Below are 16,101 nucleotides of genomic sequence, written 5' to 3' on the forward strand. Positions count from 1 at the left end.
GCCATGACATATGATTGCGATATCCTGATTTCCGGTGGTGGCATTGCTGGTCTGACCGCCGCGGCGGTCTTTGGCACCGCTGGTTTTGACGTCATCTGCGTTGATCCCGCCCCGCCTATCACCGAACGGGACGCACAGGGGGCGGACATGCGCTCTACCGCGATGCTGCAACCGGCGCGCGCGGTGCTGGAAAACGCTGGTGTCTGGGACAGGCTGGCGGCGCATGCCGCCCCGCTACAGATCATGCGGGTGATCGACGCTGGCGGCGATGTGGCCGAACCGCGTGTGATCCGCGATTTCAACGCCGCCGAGATTTCCGAACATCCTTTCGGCTGGAACTTCCCCAACTGGCTGTTGCGCCGTGAGCTGCTGGAACGGCTCAAACTGCTAAGCAATGTGGATTTCCGCCCGGGGACCGGCACCACTTCCCTGTTCACCCGCACCGCAAGCGCCAAGGTGGGGCTGACCGATGGCAGCCGCATCACCACCCGTCTGGTCATTGCTGCTGACGGGCGCGACAGCCCGATGCGCCAGGCGGCAGGTATCGGGGTCTCTACAAAGCGCTACGGGCAAAAGGCGCTGGCCTTTGCGGTCACTCACCCAATCCCGCATGAACATGTTTCGACCGAAGTCCACCGCAGCGGCGGACCTTTCACACTGGTCCCCCTGCCGGATCAGAACGGTGTGCCATCCTCTGCGATTGTCTGGATGGATGACGGGGCTAAAACGCTGGAACGTGCCGAGATGGCTGTGCCCGCTTTTGAGGCGGCAATGACCAAACGCTCTTGCTATATCCTTGGCCCGCTTAGCCTTGCCAGCCCGCGCAACGTCTGGCCGATCATCAGCCAGCACGCGGACCGCCTGTCGGGCGAGCGTATTGCCCTGATCGCCGAAGCCGCTCATGTGCTGCCCCCCATCGGGGCGCAGGGGCTGAACATGTCCTTGCAAGACCTCGCCACCCTACTGCAACTTGCCGAAACCCATCGCGAGGACCTGGGCAATGCTGCCATGCTGGAGGCCTATCACAATGCCCGCTACCGCGATGTGCAACTGCGCATCAACGGGATTGACCTGCTGAACCGTGTATCACAGGCCAGCAGCCCGATGGCGCGGGATCTGCGGGCCGCCGGGCTGGACGCGCTTTATGCAATGGCACCGGTGCGCAAATTGCTGATGCAGATGGGGCTGGGCGTGCGTTAACGCCCTGCCCCGTTTTCTTAAAGAACCTTATCAACCACTGCGGCCAAACGGCCCAGCGTTGCATCCACATCATAAAGCTTGTCCAAGCCAAACAACCCCAGACGGAAGGTGCTGAACCCTTCGGGCTCGCCCACCTGCAAGGGCACACCGGCGGCAATCTGCATGCCCTCAGCAGCGAACTTCTTGCCGTTCTGCACCTCGGGATCACTGGTATAGCTGACGACAACACCCGGTGCGCCGAACCCTTCTGCGGCAACCGAGGTCACCCCCTTGTCCGCCAGCATCTTGCGCACCCCGTCGCCCAAAGCCCACTGCGCCTCTTTCAAGCGGCCAAAGCCATATTCCTTGGTCTCAAGAATGGTATCGCGAAACGCCCGCAAGGCATCTGTCGGCATTGTCGCATGATAGGCATGACCGCCATCCTCATAGGCTTTCATAATCGTGCGCCATTTGCCCAGATCAATGGCAAAACTGTCCGACGTTGTCTCCGCCAGCCGCGCCTCGGCCCTTGCGGACATCATCACCAGCCCGGCAGAGGGGGACGCCGACCAGCCCTTTTGCGGGGCGGAAATCAACACGTCTACTCCCAACGCCTTCATATCCACCCAGATACAGCCGGACGCGATGCAATCCAGCACCATCAGCGCCCCGACCTCATGCGCCGCCTTGGCCATCGCGGCGATATAGTCGTCCGGCAGGATCACCCCGGCACTTGTCTCCACATGGGGGGCAAAAACAACCTGCGGCTTTTCGTCGTGAATGGCCGCAACGACATCCTCGATCGGGGCTGGCGCAAAGGGGCTGACTGGCGCGTTGCCCTCTGGCCGCGCTTTCATCACCGTGGCCTTCGCCGTCAAGCCGCCGGTTTCGATGATCTGTGACCAGCGATAGGAGAACCAGCCGTTGCGCACGACCAGAACATCCGCCCCGCGGGCAAACTGCCGCGCCACCGCTTCCATCCCATAGGTACCGCCACCGGGCACAAGCGCTACCGCATCCGCGTTATAGACCTCACGCAGCAACCCGGAGATATCGCGCATCACCTGCTGAAAACTGCCACTCATGTGGTTCAGCGACCGGTCGGTGAAAACAACCGAAAATTCTTCCAGACCCGTCGGGTCCACAGTATCAAGCAATGCCATTTTCTATCCTTCATGCAGATGTTTGATGCGAACTATAGCGTGCCACATCTTCTGGCCAATCCAAATCGGCCCAGCCCCAATGCCACGCCGCCTTTTCCCGTTTCCTTTGCAAACACAGGTTTCCTAAAGCGGCCCCGCCAGACGTTCCTCGCTCAACAAAACATTCGCCTCGACCTCACCCGCACCGGGCAAGGTCATGATCCGGCGCCGCAACACCCGTTCAAAATCCGGCAAATCCCGTGCCACCACCCGCAGACGATAATCATAGAGCCCCAGAATATGCTCTACCGTCTGCACCTCGGGGATCGCTGCCACGGCGCGCTCAAAATCCTCCAGCGAAACATGCCCCTTGCGCGCCAGCTTGATGCCCAGAAAGACCGTCACGCCAAAGCCCAGCTTTTCCGCATCCAGCCGCAACCGCTGTCCGCCCAGCACGCCAGCCTCCTCCAACCGCTTGATCCGCCGCCAGGTCGCCGGTTGCGACAGCCCATAACGTTTGCCCAAGGCGCTGGCCGACTGGCGGGCATTGCGCGCCAGACTTGCGATCAACTGCCGGTCAATGTCATCCAGCTCGATCATAGCGGCAAGGTCTCGTCATCTTTGATCCGCGCCACATGCATCAGGGCCTCGATATCAGCGATATGTGGCAGGGTCAGAATACGGCTGCGGTAAATTTGCTGATAATGCGCCATGTCCCGCGCAATAATCGACAGGCGCACATCGACGCGCCCCAGAAAGGTCTGAACCTCGATCACCTCGGGCACCTGACGCGCCTCTGCCAGAAACACATCAAAGGCGTTGCCCTGTGTCTTGTCCAATGTCACCCTCAACGACACCTCAACCGCATAGCCAAGCGCGCTCCAGTTCACGACACGGGCCAGACCCTGAATGATGCCCTCCTCCTCCATCCGGGCAATGCGCCGCGCCGCCTTGCCCGGTGTCACCGCACAGCGCTGCGCCAGCTCTCCCGGTGACAGGCTTGGCTCTGCCTGCCAATAGCGCAACAGGCGGCGATCCAGATCATCAAGCATGATTTTTCCATTTTCTAGACATAGGGCGCATTATCATCTTCATCTTGCCAAATAAACTCATAATTCCAACCTACCCCATCACGTCACATCCGCTATGGTCCCCAACAGAACACACCAACTCAAAGGATAAGACCAATGCGCGTTTATTATGACCGTGACTGCGACGTTAACCTGATCAAAGACAAGAAGGTCGCGATCCTCGGCTATGGCTCCCAGGGCCACGCCCATGCGCTGAACCTGCGCGATTCCGGCGCGAAAAACCTTGTTGTTGCCCTGCGCGAGGGCTCTGCGTCCAAAGCCAAAGCCGAAGGTGAAGGCCTTAAGGTCATGGAAATCTCTGAAGCCGCAGCATGGGCCGATGTGATCATGTTCACCATGCCCGATGAACTGCAGGCGGACACTTACAAGAAATACGTGCATGACAACATTCGTGAAGGTGCGGCCATCGCATTTGCCCACGGTCTGAACGTTCATTTCGGCCTGATCGAGCCGAAAGAAGGCATTGACGTGATCATGATGGCGCCCAAAGGCCCAGGTCACACCGTGCGCGGCGAATACACCAAAGGCGGCGGCGTACCTTGCCTTGTTGCGGTTGACAAAGACGCCTCTGGCAAAGCGCTGGAAATCGGCCTGTCCTATTGCTCTGCCATCGGTGGCGGCCGTTCGGGCATCATCGAAACTGATTTCCGCGAAGAATGTGAAACCGACCTGTTCGGCGAACAGGCGGTTCTCTGTGGCGGTATCGTTGAATTGATCCGCATGGGTTTTGAAACACTGGTTGAAGCCGGTTACGAGCCTGAGATGGCCTATTTCGAGTGCCTGCACGAAACCAAACTGATCGTGGACCTGATCTATGAAGGCGGCATCGCCAATATGGATTACTCCATCTCCAACACTGCTGAATATGGTCAGTATGTTTCTGGCCCGCGCATCCTGCCTTACGACGAAACCAAGGCACGTATGAAAGCGGTCCTGAGCGACATCCAGTCCGGCAAATTTGTGCGCGACTTCATGTTGGAAAACGCGGTTGGCCAGCCAACAATCAAATCCTCGCGCCGTGCAAATGACGAGCACCAGATCGAAGTTGTCGGCGGCAAATTGCGTGACATGATGCCTTGGATCTCTGCGGGCAAGATGGTCGACAAAGCCAAAAACTAAGGCTCTTCATCCTTCGACGCAGAACGAAGTGAAACTGATTGACCCCGGCCTTGTGTCGGGGTCTTTTGCGTGAACAGATCCACCGCCGGAACAAGGATAAACACAATGCCCATCATCACCAAAGCAGACGCAAAGCGCGATCGCGATGATGGCAAGGACAATCCCTGTGGTCCATTTGAGGCGATTCTCTATTCCAGCAGCGGTGGGCTGAGCCAGTTTGGCGCATTTGTGGAAATACTGCCGCCGGGGTCGGCCTCCTCGGTGAAACACTGGCATGCCCGCGAGGACGAGATGATCTATATGCTGGAGGGCATTGCGACGGTCCTTGAAGGGGATGAAGAACACCAGCTAACCGCCGGGGATGCCGCGACTTTCAAGGCTGGGACCGCTGTGGGTCACTGCGTTCAGAATAGATCGGACCAGCCGGTCCGCTACCTTGTCATCGGCACGCGCAGCCCAGCTGACACGGTGACCTATCCAGATCACAATCGGGTGCTGCATTTCGCCAGAGACGACAGCGGCAATGTTGTTGAGCGGCGTTATGTCACCGCAGAGGGTGCGCCAGCAGACTCCCCCTATAAGATCAACGACAATGGCAGCTGACACCGCCCCGCGCATCACCATCTACAGCTGGCTGATGGTGGCCACGCTCTCCTTTGTCTGGGGCGGCACGTTTATGGTCACAGAGCTGGCCCTGCAAGGGATCACCCCGTTCTGGCTGGCGGCATCGCGCGTTGTCTTTGCAGCGGTGGTGATGGTGACTGTTTGGGGCCTGCGCGGCTTCGCCCTGTTTGAAACACCACTGACCCGCCCCCAACGCGCAGCAGTGATCACCATAGGCGCGGCCAGCTCTGCGGTGCCGTTTGCGCTGCTGGCATGGGGCCAGCAACATGTCACCTCAGGCTTTGCGGGGGTATCCATGGCTTCCTCTGCGCTGATCATGCTGGTGCTGGCGCATTTCTTTGTGCCGGGGGAACGTATGACCCTGCGCCGCTCCATCGGTTTTGGCATCGGGTTTTGCGGGGTGGTGGTCCTGATTGGCGGACAGGCATTTGAAGCCAACGGCAGCCAGTTAGAACCTTTTGGCCGCGCGGCCTGTATTGGGGCCGCTTTTTGTTATTCCGTCAGTTCGATCCTGATGCGCCGCCTTCCCGCAGTTGACCCCATCGGCCTTGCTACGGTGTTATTGCTGGTTGCTGCGGCCATCACCGTGCCGCTGGCCCTGATCACCGAAGGCCTGCCTCCTCTGCCTGACAGGCAAACCCTTGGTGTGCTGGTTTTTCTGGGCCTGATCCCTACCGCCGCCGCCAACTTCCTGCGGGTATTGGTGGTGCGCAGCGCCGGGCCGGTCTTTATGTCACTGGTGAATTATCAGGTGCCGGTCTGGTCGGTGGTGCTGGGCGCGTGGATCCTGTCTGAACCGATGCCGCCTGCCCTGCTTTATGCGATGGTCCTGATTCTGGTCGGTGTCGGGATCAGCCAATATGGCGCATTGCGCCGCCTGTTTGGCCGCTCCCGCCCTGCGGCCTAGGCTAGCCGCCAACCGCTTCTGTTACCGCAGCCACAACACTGTCCACAGAACGCTCCATCAGGGTGGCATCCTCATGTTCTGCCATCACCCGCACCAAAGGTTCAGTGCCCGACTTGCGGATCAACAACCGCCCACCGCCTGACAGATCCGCCTCGGCCTGTTTGATCGCCGCCTGTACCTGTGCCGCGTCCAAGGGCTGTTGGCCCGCCTCGAAGCGGACGTTCTTCAGCAATTGCGGCACTTGTTCAAACTGGTGCAACAGCTCGGATGCCGGTCTTTCCGACCGCACCATTTCTGCCAAAAACTGCAGGCCTGCCATCAGCCCATCGCCGGTGGTGGCGTGATCGGTCATCACGATATGGCCTGATTGCTCGCCGCCCAGATTGAAGCCGCCCTGCCGCATCCGTTCCACAACATAGCGGTCGCCGACGCTGGTGCGTTCCAGCCGCAATCCACGCCCGTTCAGGAAATTCTCCAGCCCCAGATTGCTCATCACCGTGGCCACCAACGCACGGCCTTTCAGCCGGTCCTCTTCAGCCCAGCGTGCCGCCATCAGCGCCATGAACTGGTCGCCGTCTCCGACCTGACCTTTTTCGTCGATCAGGATCACACGGTCGGCATCGCCATCCAGACAGATGCCCACATGTGCACCATGCGCCACCACCATCTCTGCTGCGGATTGCGGGTGGGTCGATCCGCAACCTTCGTTGATGTTCAACCCGTTGGGCGCAACCCCCATCGGGATCACATCCGCCCCAAGTTCCCAAAGCGTCATCGGAGCGACATGGTGCGCCGCCCCATTGGCACAATCGATCACCACTTTCAGCCCGTCCAGACGCATGCGGCGCGGAAACGAAGATTTTACCCTTTCGATATAGCGGAACCGGCTGTCGTCAATCCGCTTGGCGCGGCCAATCTCCTCCGCCGGGGCCAGATCAACACCCGAAGCGACCAGCGCCTCGATGTCATCCTCGACCTCATCCGACAGTTTGAACCCGTCAGGACCGAAAAATTTGATGCCATTATCATGGGCCGGATTATGGCTGGCCGAAATCATTACCCCCAGATCCGCCCGCATCGACCGGGTCAGCAAACCCACAGCAGGTGTCGGCACCGGTCCCAGCAAAAGCACATTCATCCCGGTGCTGGTCAAACCGGCAGTCAGCGCATTTTCAAACATATAGCCAGACAGCCGCGTGTCCTTGCCAATCACCACGCGATGCACCGCCGAGCCGTCGTTGCGGAAATACCGCCCCACCGCTGCGCCAATGCGCAGAGCCATTTCCGGAGTCATCGGATGAATATTGGCGGTGCCACGCACGCCGTCAGTTCCAAAAAGTGAGCTCATACCTGTCTTCCTGCTATGGCAGACCGCCACAGCGCAATTGCCTGTACTGTCTGCGGCACATCATGCACCCGCACAAACTGAATGCCATGGGAAAGAGCGGCCAAAACGACCCCTAGACTTCCGGCTACGCGAGCATCCGCCCGCTCCGTTAGCGAAATTGTGCCGATAAATCGCTTGCGCGAGGCCCCCAGCAGAACCGCCACGCCAAGGCTGTGGAACAGGCTGATCCGCGCAAGAATTATCAAGTTATGTTCCAGCGTTTTGCCAAAACCGATGCCCGGATCAGCGATGATCCGGTCGCGGGGAATGCCCGATTTGACCAACGCCGCGATCTGGGTCTCAAGAAAATCATATACGTCCAGCAACACATCGTCATATCGCGGATCAACCTGCATGGTGGCCGGGTCCCCCAGCGCATGCATCACACAGACCGGCACCTCCTGCTGTGCGGCCAGAGGTGCCAGCCCCGCGTCATAGGTAAACCCGGATACATCATTGATCAAACCCGCGCCCGCCTCCAGCGCGGCCTGCGCCACGGCGGCCTTGCGCGTATCCACCGAAATCAGCGATTTCACACCGGCGCGGCGCAGCCCGCTGATCACCGGCACAACGCGGTCAATCTCTGTGTCGATCGCCACGGTTTCTGCCCCCGGACGGGTAGATTCGCCGCCCACATCCAGCAGATCAACACCGGCGTCGCGCATCGCCTTCCCAGCCCGGACCGCATCCGCCGCCGCCGCATGCAGCCCGCCATCAGAGAAACTGTCAGGTGTGGCGTTCAAAATCCCCATCACACGCGGAGAGGACAGCGACAGACCGCCGATATCCGCACGTGGCGCTGCCAGACGGTCGATCACATCCGCCGGTGCTTCGGTCAGCGGGATCACCTTGGGGATGCGGCCACGGGCCAATACCTCAAGATGGCTGAACCAGCACCAACCTCCGGCCAGCTGAACAGCACCGGTAGGACGGATTGGTCCGCTCTGGACCAGCGGGCGAAAATAGTCAGTTGGCTCCGTCACAGCTGCGCCTGCGTCACATCCAGAACGCGCAGCGGCACCGAGCTGGCCTTGGGCAGCTCTGCCCCCACCACAAGCATCTCCTGGGTATCAAAACTTGCTGCAAACCATGCAGCCAAAGCCACCGCATCATGTGGCTGGGCGGACGGGGTATCCACCGCGTCCAGTACAATCTTGGACGGGGCCCAGACGCAGGTCTGGCCGTTCTTCATCGCCCAATCCAGTTCGGTACGGGTTTCGACCACAACACAGCGGTCGTCCTTGGAGGCCAGCACCCAAGCGTTCTGTTCAATTGCCAAAAGGTCAATCCGCCGCTGCGCCATCTTATGGGGCACATGTGGGGCCGGCGTATCCGCAGCACCAACACAGAGCACCAATGGCCGACCCTGTGCCTCCAGCTGGTCCAACCACCCTTTGAGGTGCTCCGAGGAGATGGCTGCATTGCTGAGATAGACCAGCTCCGGCTGCGGCGCTTCTTCTGCGACCAGCTCACCGGCGGTTTCGCCCGCCCGCGTGCGCACGATCTCCACCCCCAAAGCACCGGGGCCGCGATCCAGCTTTTCGATCCGCACAAAGACCCGCATTGCCTGCGGTTCCAGCAAGATACGTTCGGCCACACGCTCAGCCAGCGTTTCAAGCAGGGCCAGACGTTCGACCGCCAGCTCGGCGGCAATCGCCTCGGTCACCCGGTCATAACTCAGAATGCGGTCCACATCGTCATCAATCGGCCCAGTCAGCGGGCGCACCTCAACCACCACGTTGAAACAGATCCGCTGGGTGACACCGCGTTCGGCCTGAAAAGCGCCAATCTCAACGTCGACTGTATGATCCCGCAGGGAAATCCGGTCCAGCGGGTCGCTGCCGGACAGGGATTCAGACATGGCATCTGCCCGTTCGGACGGATGGGCAAAGGCCAGGCGGACTTCGTTCGGCATCAGGCACCCCTTGGTGATGGATCAGTCGCCCCCGTCTAGCGACCCTACCCACAAAGTAACAGTCCGGTTTCCGGCAAGCCAGTCCCGAAAACCGTCAGTTGGAGGCTGTCCGCCACGTGTGCCGGTAAAACAGATGCACACCGATTTTTGCTGTACGGGTATAGACCCGTGCCCAGCGTGGGTTCACCGCAGTGGTATGGTAATGTGTCGCACCTTGGGTCAGGGCAGGCACTTTGCCATCGATCATATAGCGCGCAACCTTGCCCACGCGGGCGAAGGCAAGCGGTTCCGCAATGACCTCGGCATGGCCGTCACAGGTATAGGTGAACTGGCATTGGTATTTCTTGCCGGTGCCCTGATTGATCACCGCACAAAGAGATCCCGGAAAACGTGCACTTTTGACCCGGTTCATAATCACCTCGGCCACGGCAAACTGCCCTTTGATCGTCTCGCCCCGGGCTTCGAAATACAGCGCTTCTGCCAGACAACGCCACTGCGAGGACCCGCTGGCCTTTGGTTGGCTGTCGATCCAGCTGCGCGAAAATTTTACGTCGCCTGTGGACACCGCAGGCTGCACCATCAATTCATTCAATCGGGTCTTGCCGGTCTGTTTCAGCCCGGCCTGTTCTACGCGTGCCAGATCCTTGGCTTTTTCCGAGGAGGCAGAAGCCACCGCTGGAGCAAGGGTCAAAGTGCCCAGAAACAAGGCGATGAAGAGTTGACGAATAGGCAGCATGAGGGAACTCATAGGTCGTTGCAATTGGCCCAGCGCTTAGCATAATTCGCCAAATGGTAAAGCGTGCCGGTCCCTGCAAGGCTGCAAACCTGCTATGCGCCACACTCCGTGGCAAGATCCCGCCGGCTTTCTACCCTATCTTGTGTTTGATGGCCAGCTGGGCCGCGGCCAATCGTGCAACCGGAACGCGAAAAGGTGAACAGGAGACGTAGTCAAACCCCGCATCGCGGCAAAATGCGATTGATTCGGGGTTGCCGCCATGTTCGCCACACAGCGAAATTGTGATGCCCGGTTGTGCCGCGCGACCGCGTTCTGCGCCCAGTTTCAACAGCTCGCCCACACCTTGCGTATCCAGCATATGAAACGGGTCTTCGTCAAACACGCCCTGCTGCACATAATCCGACATGAACCGCCCCGCGTCATCGCGCGACAGACCATAGGTCATCTGGGTCAGATCGTTGGTGCCGAAACTCAGGAAAGCACAATGTGGTGCAATCTCGCCCGCCATCAGCGCCGCGCGTGGTGTTTCGACCATGATGCCCAACCGATAGGCAAAGCTGCTGTCCTGTTCTGTGCGCACGGCGGCGGCTACCGCGTCAATCGCGGTCTTGACCAATTCAACCTCGCGGCGTGCAGACACCAGCGGGATCATGATCTCTGGCACCACAGGTTCGCCGTCCTGACTGACCTCGACCGTCGCCTCGAAAATCGCACGCGCCTGCATTTCGTAGATTTCCGGCACTGTCACCCCGAGGCGCACACCACGCAGACCCAGCATCGGGTTATACTCCGACATCGCCTCGATCCGCCGGGTCACATCCGACAGAGGAAGGTTCAGCGCATCCGCCAGCTCGCGTTGGCCCGCTTTATGCATCGGCAGGAATTCATGCAGCGGCGGGTCGAACAGACGGATACAGACCGACTGCCCCTGCATGATGCGAAACAGCTCTTTGAAATCATCCCGCTGCATCGGCAGCAGACGTTCCAGCACGGCGCGCCGGTCCTCGCCGGTTTCGGCAAAGATCATCTCGCGCATCACGGTCAGACGCCCCGCCTCAAAGAACATATGTTCCGTGCGGCATAACCCGATACCATGGGCGTTGAAGTTGCGTGCGGTTTGCGCATCCGCTGGTGTGTCGGCATTGGCCCGCACACCGATATCGGCCACATCCTCGGCCCAGCCCATCAACCGGGTGAAATTCTCATCCAGTGCGGCCTCTATCATCTGGGCGGAGCCCGCAAGGATTGTACCGCTGGATCCGTCCACGGTGATCTCGTCACCCTCTTCGAAAACACGGCCCTCTTTGGTGACAATCTGCTTTTTGCTCAGGTTGAATTTGATGTTGGAGACACCAACCACACAGGGCAGACCAAGGCCACGCCCGATCACCGCGGCATGGCTGGTCACACCACCGCGCTCCGTCAACACACCGGCAGCGGCATGCATGCCGCGAATATCCTCTGGCGAAGTTTCGCGCCGGATCAGAATGCAGGCCTCACCGCGCGAGGCGGAAGCCTGTGCCTCGCTTGCCGAAAACACAATCCGCCCGGTGGCCGCACCGGGGCTGGCAGCGATCCCGCGGCCAATCACATCCCGCTTGGAACGCGGGTCAATCTGGCGGTGCAGCAGCTCTGTCAGGGTGCGCGGTTCCACCCGCATCAGAGCTTCCTCGCGCGGGATGATCCCTTCATCCGCCAAGGCCACGGCAATTTTGACCGCCGCCCGCGAAGAGCGCGCCACCACAACACCGTCCAGTATATGCAGTTTGCCGTCTTCAATCACGAATTCGACCTGCATTTCGGCGCGTAGCTTGCGGCGCATCAAAGCCGCATGTTCGGTCAGCTCCTTAAATGCTTCCGGTGCCAGTTCTTCCAGCGAGGGGCCACGCGGATCACAGGTCAGATACAGGCTGCCCGCGTCAGAGGCCAAGGCATCCCGCCCCTGTGACTGGCTGAGATAACGACCAGTGATCTGGCGCAACCCCGTATCAGAATCCACCAGTTGCAGCACACCGGATCCGCATTGACCGTTGCCCACACCAAAGGCCATTTCCTGCACCACAAGGCCCAGCCCTGCATCCGCAGGCGCACCTTTGGCCTGACGCAACAAACGCGCTGATGTGCCGTCCCAGGCCCGCGCCATCGACCGCAGCACCGCCGTCAGTTGAACCTCGGGGTCTTGGGGGAATTGTTCTTCGGTTTCAGCCTCGTAGGCCCGCAAGGATTGTGTCAACGCGGCCCGCCCGTCACCGGACACCTCATCAAACATATCCGGGTCAAGGCGGGCGACATTGATCGCATAGCCCTGAACAAACCGCGTATAAAGCGCCGCGGCGGCCTCTTCCCCGATGGTGGTGCAGAGCTCTTCAAACCGGGTGTCATTAATGCCGATGTTCAGCACCGCCCCCGGCCCGCCCCAATCGGGGTCCTGACTGGAAGGGCGCACACACATCAATGCACCCTGCGGCATCTCGGCCACCACATTTGCCACATCCGGCATCTCGCCCTTGGCAATTTTCTGTACTGCGTCAAAGGACAGCGCCACCGTGCGCGGCACCGGCAGATCAAGCCGCACCAAGCGTTGCAGGCATTTCGCCCGCCCGCCATGGGTGTGGTTTGCAATCGGCCCGGTCGCCGTGACCAATGTGGTATCTGGATTATTCTGCACTGCGGCACCCTTGATGTTCAGGCGCAGCATAGGGCTTATGTTTGGTCTGGCAAGGGCGCGCTGCCCCCGATGTTATGCGGGCGTTACAAAAACCACTTACCCGTCAACCTTTGTCAAATCGGCGACAGAGGTACAGATCGTGCGGATCCGGCTGAGCAGGTTCAACCGGTTGCGCCGCACCGTGCCATTGTCGCTGTTCACCTGCACCGCATCAAAGAACGCATCGACCGGCGCGCGCAGGGTGGCCATGGCGGACATGGCGGTGGTGAAATCCTGTTTCTCCATGGCGGGGGTGATCACCGCCTCTGCGTCATCCAGTGCCTTAAACAATGCACGCTCTTCGTCGGTTTCGCTGAACTTCACATCCGCGCCGTAGGAGTATTCAACGCCATCGGCTTCCTCGGCCTGTGTCAGAATGTTGTTGGCACGTTTGAAGCCCTGAATCAGGTTTTCACCGTCATCGGTTTCGAGAGTTTCCGACAAAGCTTTGGCGCGTTTGACCAGCAGGGTCAGATCGTCGTTGCCTTCCATAGCGATGCAGGCGTCGATGATGTCGTGACGGATGCCTTGGTCCTTGAGATAGACTTTGAGGCGGTCGTGGAGGAAGGAGAGGAGATCGGCTTTAATCTTCTCAACTGAATCCAGCTGTCGCAGCGTCGCCTTGTCGTCGCCCACCCAAGTTCCTTCGTGGTGACCTACACCCTCTTGGCGACCCTTAAATTCAGTGAATAAGATCTCGTCGACAAGACCTCCGTCAAGTTCATCTAAGCCGCCAACCAAAGAATAAGTCTCGTAAGCTGTATCGCCGCTACCAATTTTATGTTCCTTGAATACCGCGATCGTGTTCACAACCGAATTAATAATCTTCGCATAGGAAGTGTGAACTACAGCCGAAAATGAAAAAACCAACTCATTCTCAACCAATATCCGAATAACCCCCAGCGCAGCCCTTCTCAAAGCAAAGGGGTCTTTGCTCCCCGTCGGCTTCTCGTCAATCGCCCAGAATCCCGTCAGCTTGTCGATCTTCTCGGCCAAGGCCACGGCGACGGACACCGGCGCGGTCGGCACATCATCGGACGGCCCCAAAGGCGCGTAGTGTTCTTCGCACGCCGCCGCAACCGCATCCGACATGCCAGCCGCAGACGCATAATAACGCCCCATCAAGCCCTGCAATTCGGGGAATTCATAAACCATTTCAGACGACAGATCAGCCTTGGCAACCCGCGCCGCTGCTTCCGCCTCATCCGCATCCGCGCCCACCATGGGGGCCAGTTCGCGGGCCAACACGGCCATGCGTTCGATCAGCTCGGCCTGTGTGCCCAGCTTGTTGTGGAAGGTGACGTTTTCCAACGCCTTGACCCAAGTGGCCATGCCGTCCTCGGATTGTGCCACGCGCAGATCGTTCTCCCAGAAGAACTTGGCATCAGCCAGACGCGCTGACAGTACCTTTTCATTCCCCGCCAGAATTGTCGCGCCATTGTCAGCCGTGGTGCGGTTGGCCACGGTGATGAATTTCTCAATGCGCCCCGTCTTGGGGTTGCGCACGGAAAAGAACTTTTGGTGCTCTTTCATCGAGGTTTGCAGCACCTCAGCCGGCAGGCCAAGGAAGTCGTCGGCAATATTACCCATCAGCACAACCGGCCATTCAACCAGCCCGGCCACCTCGGCCAGCAATCCGGCATCCTCGACCACTTCCATGCCGCTGGCAAAGGCCACATTGGTGGCATCGTTCCAAATGGTTTCGCCGCGGGCATCAGCGCGCAGCACAACATTAGCGCGGGCAAGCTTCGCCTCGTAGTCCTCAAACCCGGTGACCTTAATCGCGTCAGGCGCAAGGAAACGGTGACCATAGGTGGTATCGCCGGATGTGATCCCGTCCACCTCCAGCAGTACGATCTGCGCACCATCTTCGGCGGACATCACACAGACAATCGAATGCAAGGGGCGCACCCATTTCAAACTGCCACTGCCCCAGCGCATGGATTTGGGCCATGGGAAATTGCGGATCGTCTGTTCCAGCACCTCGGCAATGATCTCGGCAGCGGGACGGCCCTGTTTGTTGATCTTGGCGAACAGGATCTTGCCCTTGGGCGTGTCGCGCTCTTCCAATTGATCCCGTGTCACCCCTGCCCCGCGCAGGAACCCTTCGATGGCTTTCTCGGGTGCATCGGCCTTGGGACCTTTGCGTTCCTCGACAACAGCCGGTGAGGCATCCAACATCCCCTCAAGCGTCAGCGTCAACCGGCGCGGGGTGCTGAAGGCAGCGGCAGAGGCATAGGTCAAACCGGCCTCAACCAGACCGTTTGTCACCAGCTTTTGCAGGTCCGCAGCGGCACGTGTTTGCATGCGGGCGGGGATTTCTTCGGAGAAGAGTTCGATCAGCAGGTCGGGCACGGCAAGTATCCTTGGGTAATCCGCAAATGGTGCGGCAGTGTTTGCCGCGTGATACCGATACCGCGCGGGCGGGTCCAGCCCTAGGTCAACCGTTGCGCGGCACGGCGCATGGTTTCCACGTCGGGTCCGTCAATGGCTGGCACAATCCGCCAGATGGCCTCGGCCAGATTATAAAGCGCAAAGGCGATCAGCCCAAGCCCCGCAAACCCCAGCAGCATACGACCAAAGGCCAAATCACGCAGGCTCTGCAAGGCCTGACCCAAACCGCCGGATTGTGACGCCTCGCCGTGCCAGGCAGCAAATCCGAAGGAGACCGCCACCAGCACCAGCAGCCCGCCATAGATGATCAACCCGTATTTCAACAAGGGATCGATCCGCGACAGCAATGGGGCAGAAGCAAGGTGATCCTGATATTCGGACAAGGCCCCCTTCTTGACGTAGTACAACCCCGCCCCCGCCAGCACCAGCGCACCAGTGGCAACGATCCCCCGCCCGCCGGGCAGATCAAGCACCGCTTGCGTCCAGGCAATTTGACTGTTTTCACCGCCCCCGGCACTGCCAATGGCCAAGGCCATGATGGACAGGCCAATCCCGCCATGGATCCCCCCGGTAATGATCTGTCCCAGTCGGGCGCAGACTCCCTTGGCACCCCGGCCATGTTCCTCCACATCCACCACACCAGCAACGATGCGCCAGATCATATAGGCGAGCAATCCGATGGCGATACACAAAAGCATCGCAATGCCCAGAGGCGCGGCACGCAGTTGGGTCAGTGCATCCTTGGTGCCTTCGGGTTGTGACGGGCTGAAGGCCGCCCAAAAAGCCAAACCGCCAACAAGCACATATATCACGCCGCGCGCGGCGTAACCGGCCCGCATCGTCCATTTCAGTGCTTCATGAGATGCGGAAATCATTGGTGCCCCTTTACAAACCTAAGTC

14 protein-coding genes are annotated in these 16,101 nt (G+C 59.7%); 4 read left to right on the top strand and 10 right to left on the bottom strand.

From position 1 onward, the window contains the following. Positions 1 to 3 precede the first annotated feature (3 nt). A complete protein-coding gene (locus QQL78_RS09455; RefSeq protein WP_284372826.1) occupies positions 4 to 1,200 on the top strand; it encodes a UbiH/UbiF family hydroxylase in 1,197 nt (398 codons plus the stop codon). A 17-nt stretch (positions 1,201 to 1,217) separates the two neighbouring features. On the opposite strand, the gene QQL78_RS09460 is transcribed toward QQL78_RS09455, so the two are convergent. The 3 genes from QQL78_RS09460 to QQL78_RS09470 all read right to left on the bottom strand — a co-directional run bounded on the left by QQL78_RS09460 (position 1,218) and on the right by QQL78_RS09470 (position 3,373). Beyond that, the gene (locus QQL78_RS09460) at positions 1,218 to 2,342 is read right to left on the bottom strand and encodes an aminotransferase class V-fold PLP-dependent enzyme (protein WP_284372828.1); all 1,125 of its coding nucleotides are present in this window, start codon (positions 2,340 to 2,342) and stop codon (positions 1,218 to 1,220) included. Between the two features lie 123 nt (positions 2,343 to 2,465). Further along, a complete protein-coding gene (locus QQL78_RS09465; protein WP_284372829.1) occupies positions 2,466 to 2,921 on the bottom strand; it encodes an Lrp/AsnC family transcriptional regulator in 456 nt (151 codons plus the stop codon). Continuing rightward, positions 2,918 to 3,373, bottom strand: coding sequence for an Lrp/AsnC family transcriptional regulator (locus QQL78_RS09470; RefSeq protein WP_284372831.1), 456 nt, complete (start codon positions 3,371 to 3,373; stop codon positions 2,918 to 2,920). The genes QQL78_RS09465 and QQL78_RS09470 overlap by 4 nt, the downstream gene beginning before the upstream one ends. Positions 3,374 to 3,508: 135 nt before the next feature. Between QQL78_RS09470 and ilvC the strand changes: the two genes are divergently transcribed. The 3 genes from ilvC (at position 3,509) to QQL78_RS09485 (ending at position 6,062) form a co-directional block, all read left to right on the top strand. Further along, positions 3,509 to 4,531 carry a ketol-acid reductoisomerase gene (gene ilvC, locus QQL78_RS09475; RefSeq protein WP_284372833.1) on the top strand — a complete coding sequence of 341 codons (1,023 nt, stop codon included), beginning with the start codon at positions 3,509 to 3,511 and terminating at the stop codon, positions 4,529 to 4,531. 105 nt (positions 4,532 to 4,636) lie between these two features. Beyond that, on the top strand, positions 4,637 to 5,134 hold the full coding sequence (locus QQL78_RS09480) for a cupin domain-containing protein (protein ID WP_284372835.1): 498 nt from the start codon (positions 4,637 to 4,639) through the stop codon (positions 5,132 to 5,134). Beyond that, positions 5,124 to 6,062: a DMT family transporter gene (locus QQL78_RS09485; protein ID WP_284372837.1), complete on the top strand. Its 939-nt coding sequence runs from the start codon at positions 5,124 to 5,126 to the stop codon at positions 6,060 to 6,062. Before QQL78_RS09480 ends, QQL78_RS09485 begins: the two co-directional genes overlap by 11 nt. A gap of 1 nt (position 6,063) precedes the next feature. Here QQL78_RS09485 and glmM read toward each other — a convergent pair whose 3' ends face one another. The 7 genes from glmM to QQL78_RS09520 form a co-directional block, all read right to left on the bottom strand. After that, positions 6,064 to 7,410 (bottom strand): phosphoglucosamine mutase, encoded by a 1,347-nt coding sequence (glmM, locus tag QQL78_RS09490; RefSeq protein WP_284372839.1) that lies wholly within the window; start codon positions 7,408 to 7,410, stop codon positions 6,064 to 6,066. After that, positions 7,407 to 8,432, bottom strand: a complete 1,026-nt coding sequence (gene folP, locus QQL78_RS09495) for a dihydropteroate synthase (protein ID WP_284372842.1) — start codon at positions 8,430 to 8,432, stop codon at positions 7,407 to 7,409. The genes glmM and folP overlap by 4 nt, the downstream gene beginning before the upstream one ends. After that, positions 8,429 to 9,364, bottom strand: coding sequence for a dihydroneopterin aldolase (locus QQL78_RS09500; protein WP_284372843.1), 936 nt, complete (start codon positions 9,362 to 9,364; stop codon positions 8,429 to 8,431). Before QQL78_RS09500 ends, folP begins: the two co-directional genes overlap by 4 nt. A 94-nt stretch (positions 9,365 to 9,458) precedes the next feature. Beyond that, the gene (locus tag QQL78_RS09505; RefSeq protein ID WP_284372845.1) at positions 9,459 to 10,100 is read right to left on the bottom strand and encodes a cell wall hydrolase; all 642 of its coding nucleotides are present in this window, start codon (positions 10,098 to 10,100) and stop codon (positions 9,459 to 9,461) included. A gap of 130 nt (positions 10,101 to 10,230) precedes the next feature. Further along, positions 10,231 to 12,798: a pyruvate, phosphate dikinase gene (gene ppdK, locus QQL78_RS09510; RefSeq protein WP_284372847.1), complete on the bottom strand. Its 2,568-nt coding sequence runs from the start codon at positions 12,796 to 12,798 to the stop codon at positions 10,231 to 10,233. A gap of 66 nt (positions 12,799 to 12,864) precedes the next feature. After that, the gene (glyS, locus tag QQL78_RS09515) at positions 12,865 to 15,162 is read right to left on the bottom strand and encodes a glycine--tRNA ligase subunit beta (protein ID WP_284372849.1); all 2,298 of its coding nucleotides are present in this window, start codon (positions 15,160 to 15,162) and stop codon (positions 12,865 to 12,867) included. A gap of 80 nt (positions 15,163 to 15,242) precedes the next feature. Continuing rightward, positions 15,243 to 16,076 (bottom strand): DUF1206 domain-containing protein, encoded by an 834-nt coding sequence (locus QQL78_RS09520; protein WP_284372851.1) that lies wholly within the window; start codon positions 16,074 to 16,076, stop codon positions 15,243 to 15,245. Positions 16,077 to 16,101: the final 25 nt, after the last annotated feature.

The sequence above is a fragment of the Sulfitobacter pacificus genome (assembly GCF_030159975.1).
GTDB classification, from domain to species: Bacteria; Pseudomonadota; Alphaproteobacteria; order Rhodobacterales; family Rhodobacteraceae; genus Sulfitobacter; species Sulfitobacter pacificus.

What these genes read in the sequence shown, in the direction of transcription:
- QQL78_RS09455 (WP_284372826.1), top strand. Translation starts at nt 4, where the DNA reads ATGACATATGATTGCGATATCCTGATTTCCGGTGGTGGCATTGCTGGT.
- ilvC (WP_284372833.1), top strand. Translation starts at nt 3,509, where the DNA reads ATGCGCGTTTATTATGACCGTGACTGCGACGTTAACCTGATCAAAGAC.
- QQL78_RS09460 (WP_284372828.1), bottom strand. Translation starts at nt 2,342, where the DNA reads ATGGCATTGCTTGATACTGTGGACCCGACGGGTCTGGAAGAATTTTCG.
- QQL78_RS09500 (WP_284372843.1), bottom strand. Translation starts at nt 9,364, where the DNA reads ATGCCGAACGAAGTCCGCCTGGCCTTTGCCCATCCGTCCGAACGGGCA.
- QQL78_RS09520 (WP_284372851.1), bottom strand. Translation starts at nt 16,076, where the DNA reads ATGATTTCCGCATCTCATGAAGCACTGAAATGGACGATGCGGGCCGGT.
- QQL78_RS09470 (WP_284372831.1), bottom strand. Translation starts at nt 3,373, where the DNA reads ATGCTTGATGATCTGGATCGCCGCCTGTTGCGCTATTGGCAGGCAGAG.
- QQL78_RS09485 (WP_284372837.1), top strand. Translation starts at nt 5,124, where the DNA reads ATGGCAGCTGACACCGCCCCGCGCATCACCATCTACAGCTGGCTGATG.
- ppdK (WP_284372847.1), bottom strand. Translation starts at nt 12,798, where the DNA reads ATGCTGCGCCTGAACATCAAGGGTGCCGCAGTGCAGAATAATCCAGAT.
- QQL78_RS09465 (WP_284372829.1), bottom strand. Translation starts at nt 2,921, where the DNA reads ATGATCGAGCTGGATGACATTGACCGGCAGTTGATCGCAAGTCTGGCG.
- glmM (WP_284372839.1), bottom strand. Translation starts at nt 7,410, where the DNA reads ATGAGCTCACTTTTTGGAACTGACGGCGTGCGTGGCACCGCCAATATT.
- QQL78_RS09480 (WP_284372835.1), top strand. Translation starts at nt 4,637, where the DNA reads ATGCCCATCATCACCAAAGCAGACGCAAAGCGCGATCGCGATGATGGC.
- QQL78_RS09505 (WP_284372845.1), bottom strand. Translation starts at nt 10,100, where the DNA reads ATGCTGCCTATTCGTCAACTCTTCATCGCCTTGTTTCTGGGCACTTTG.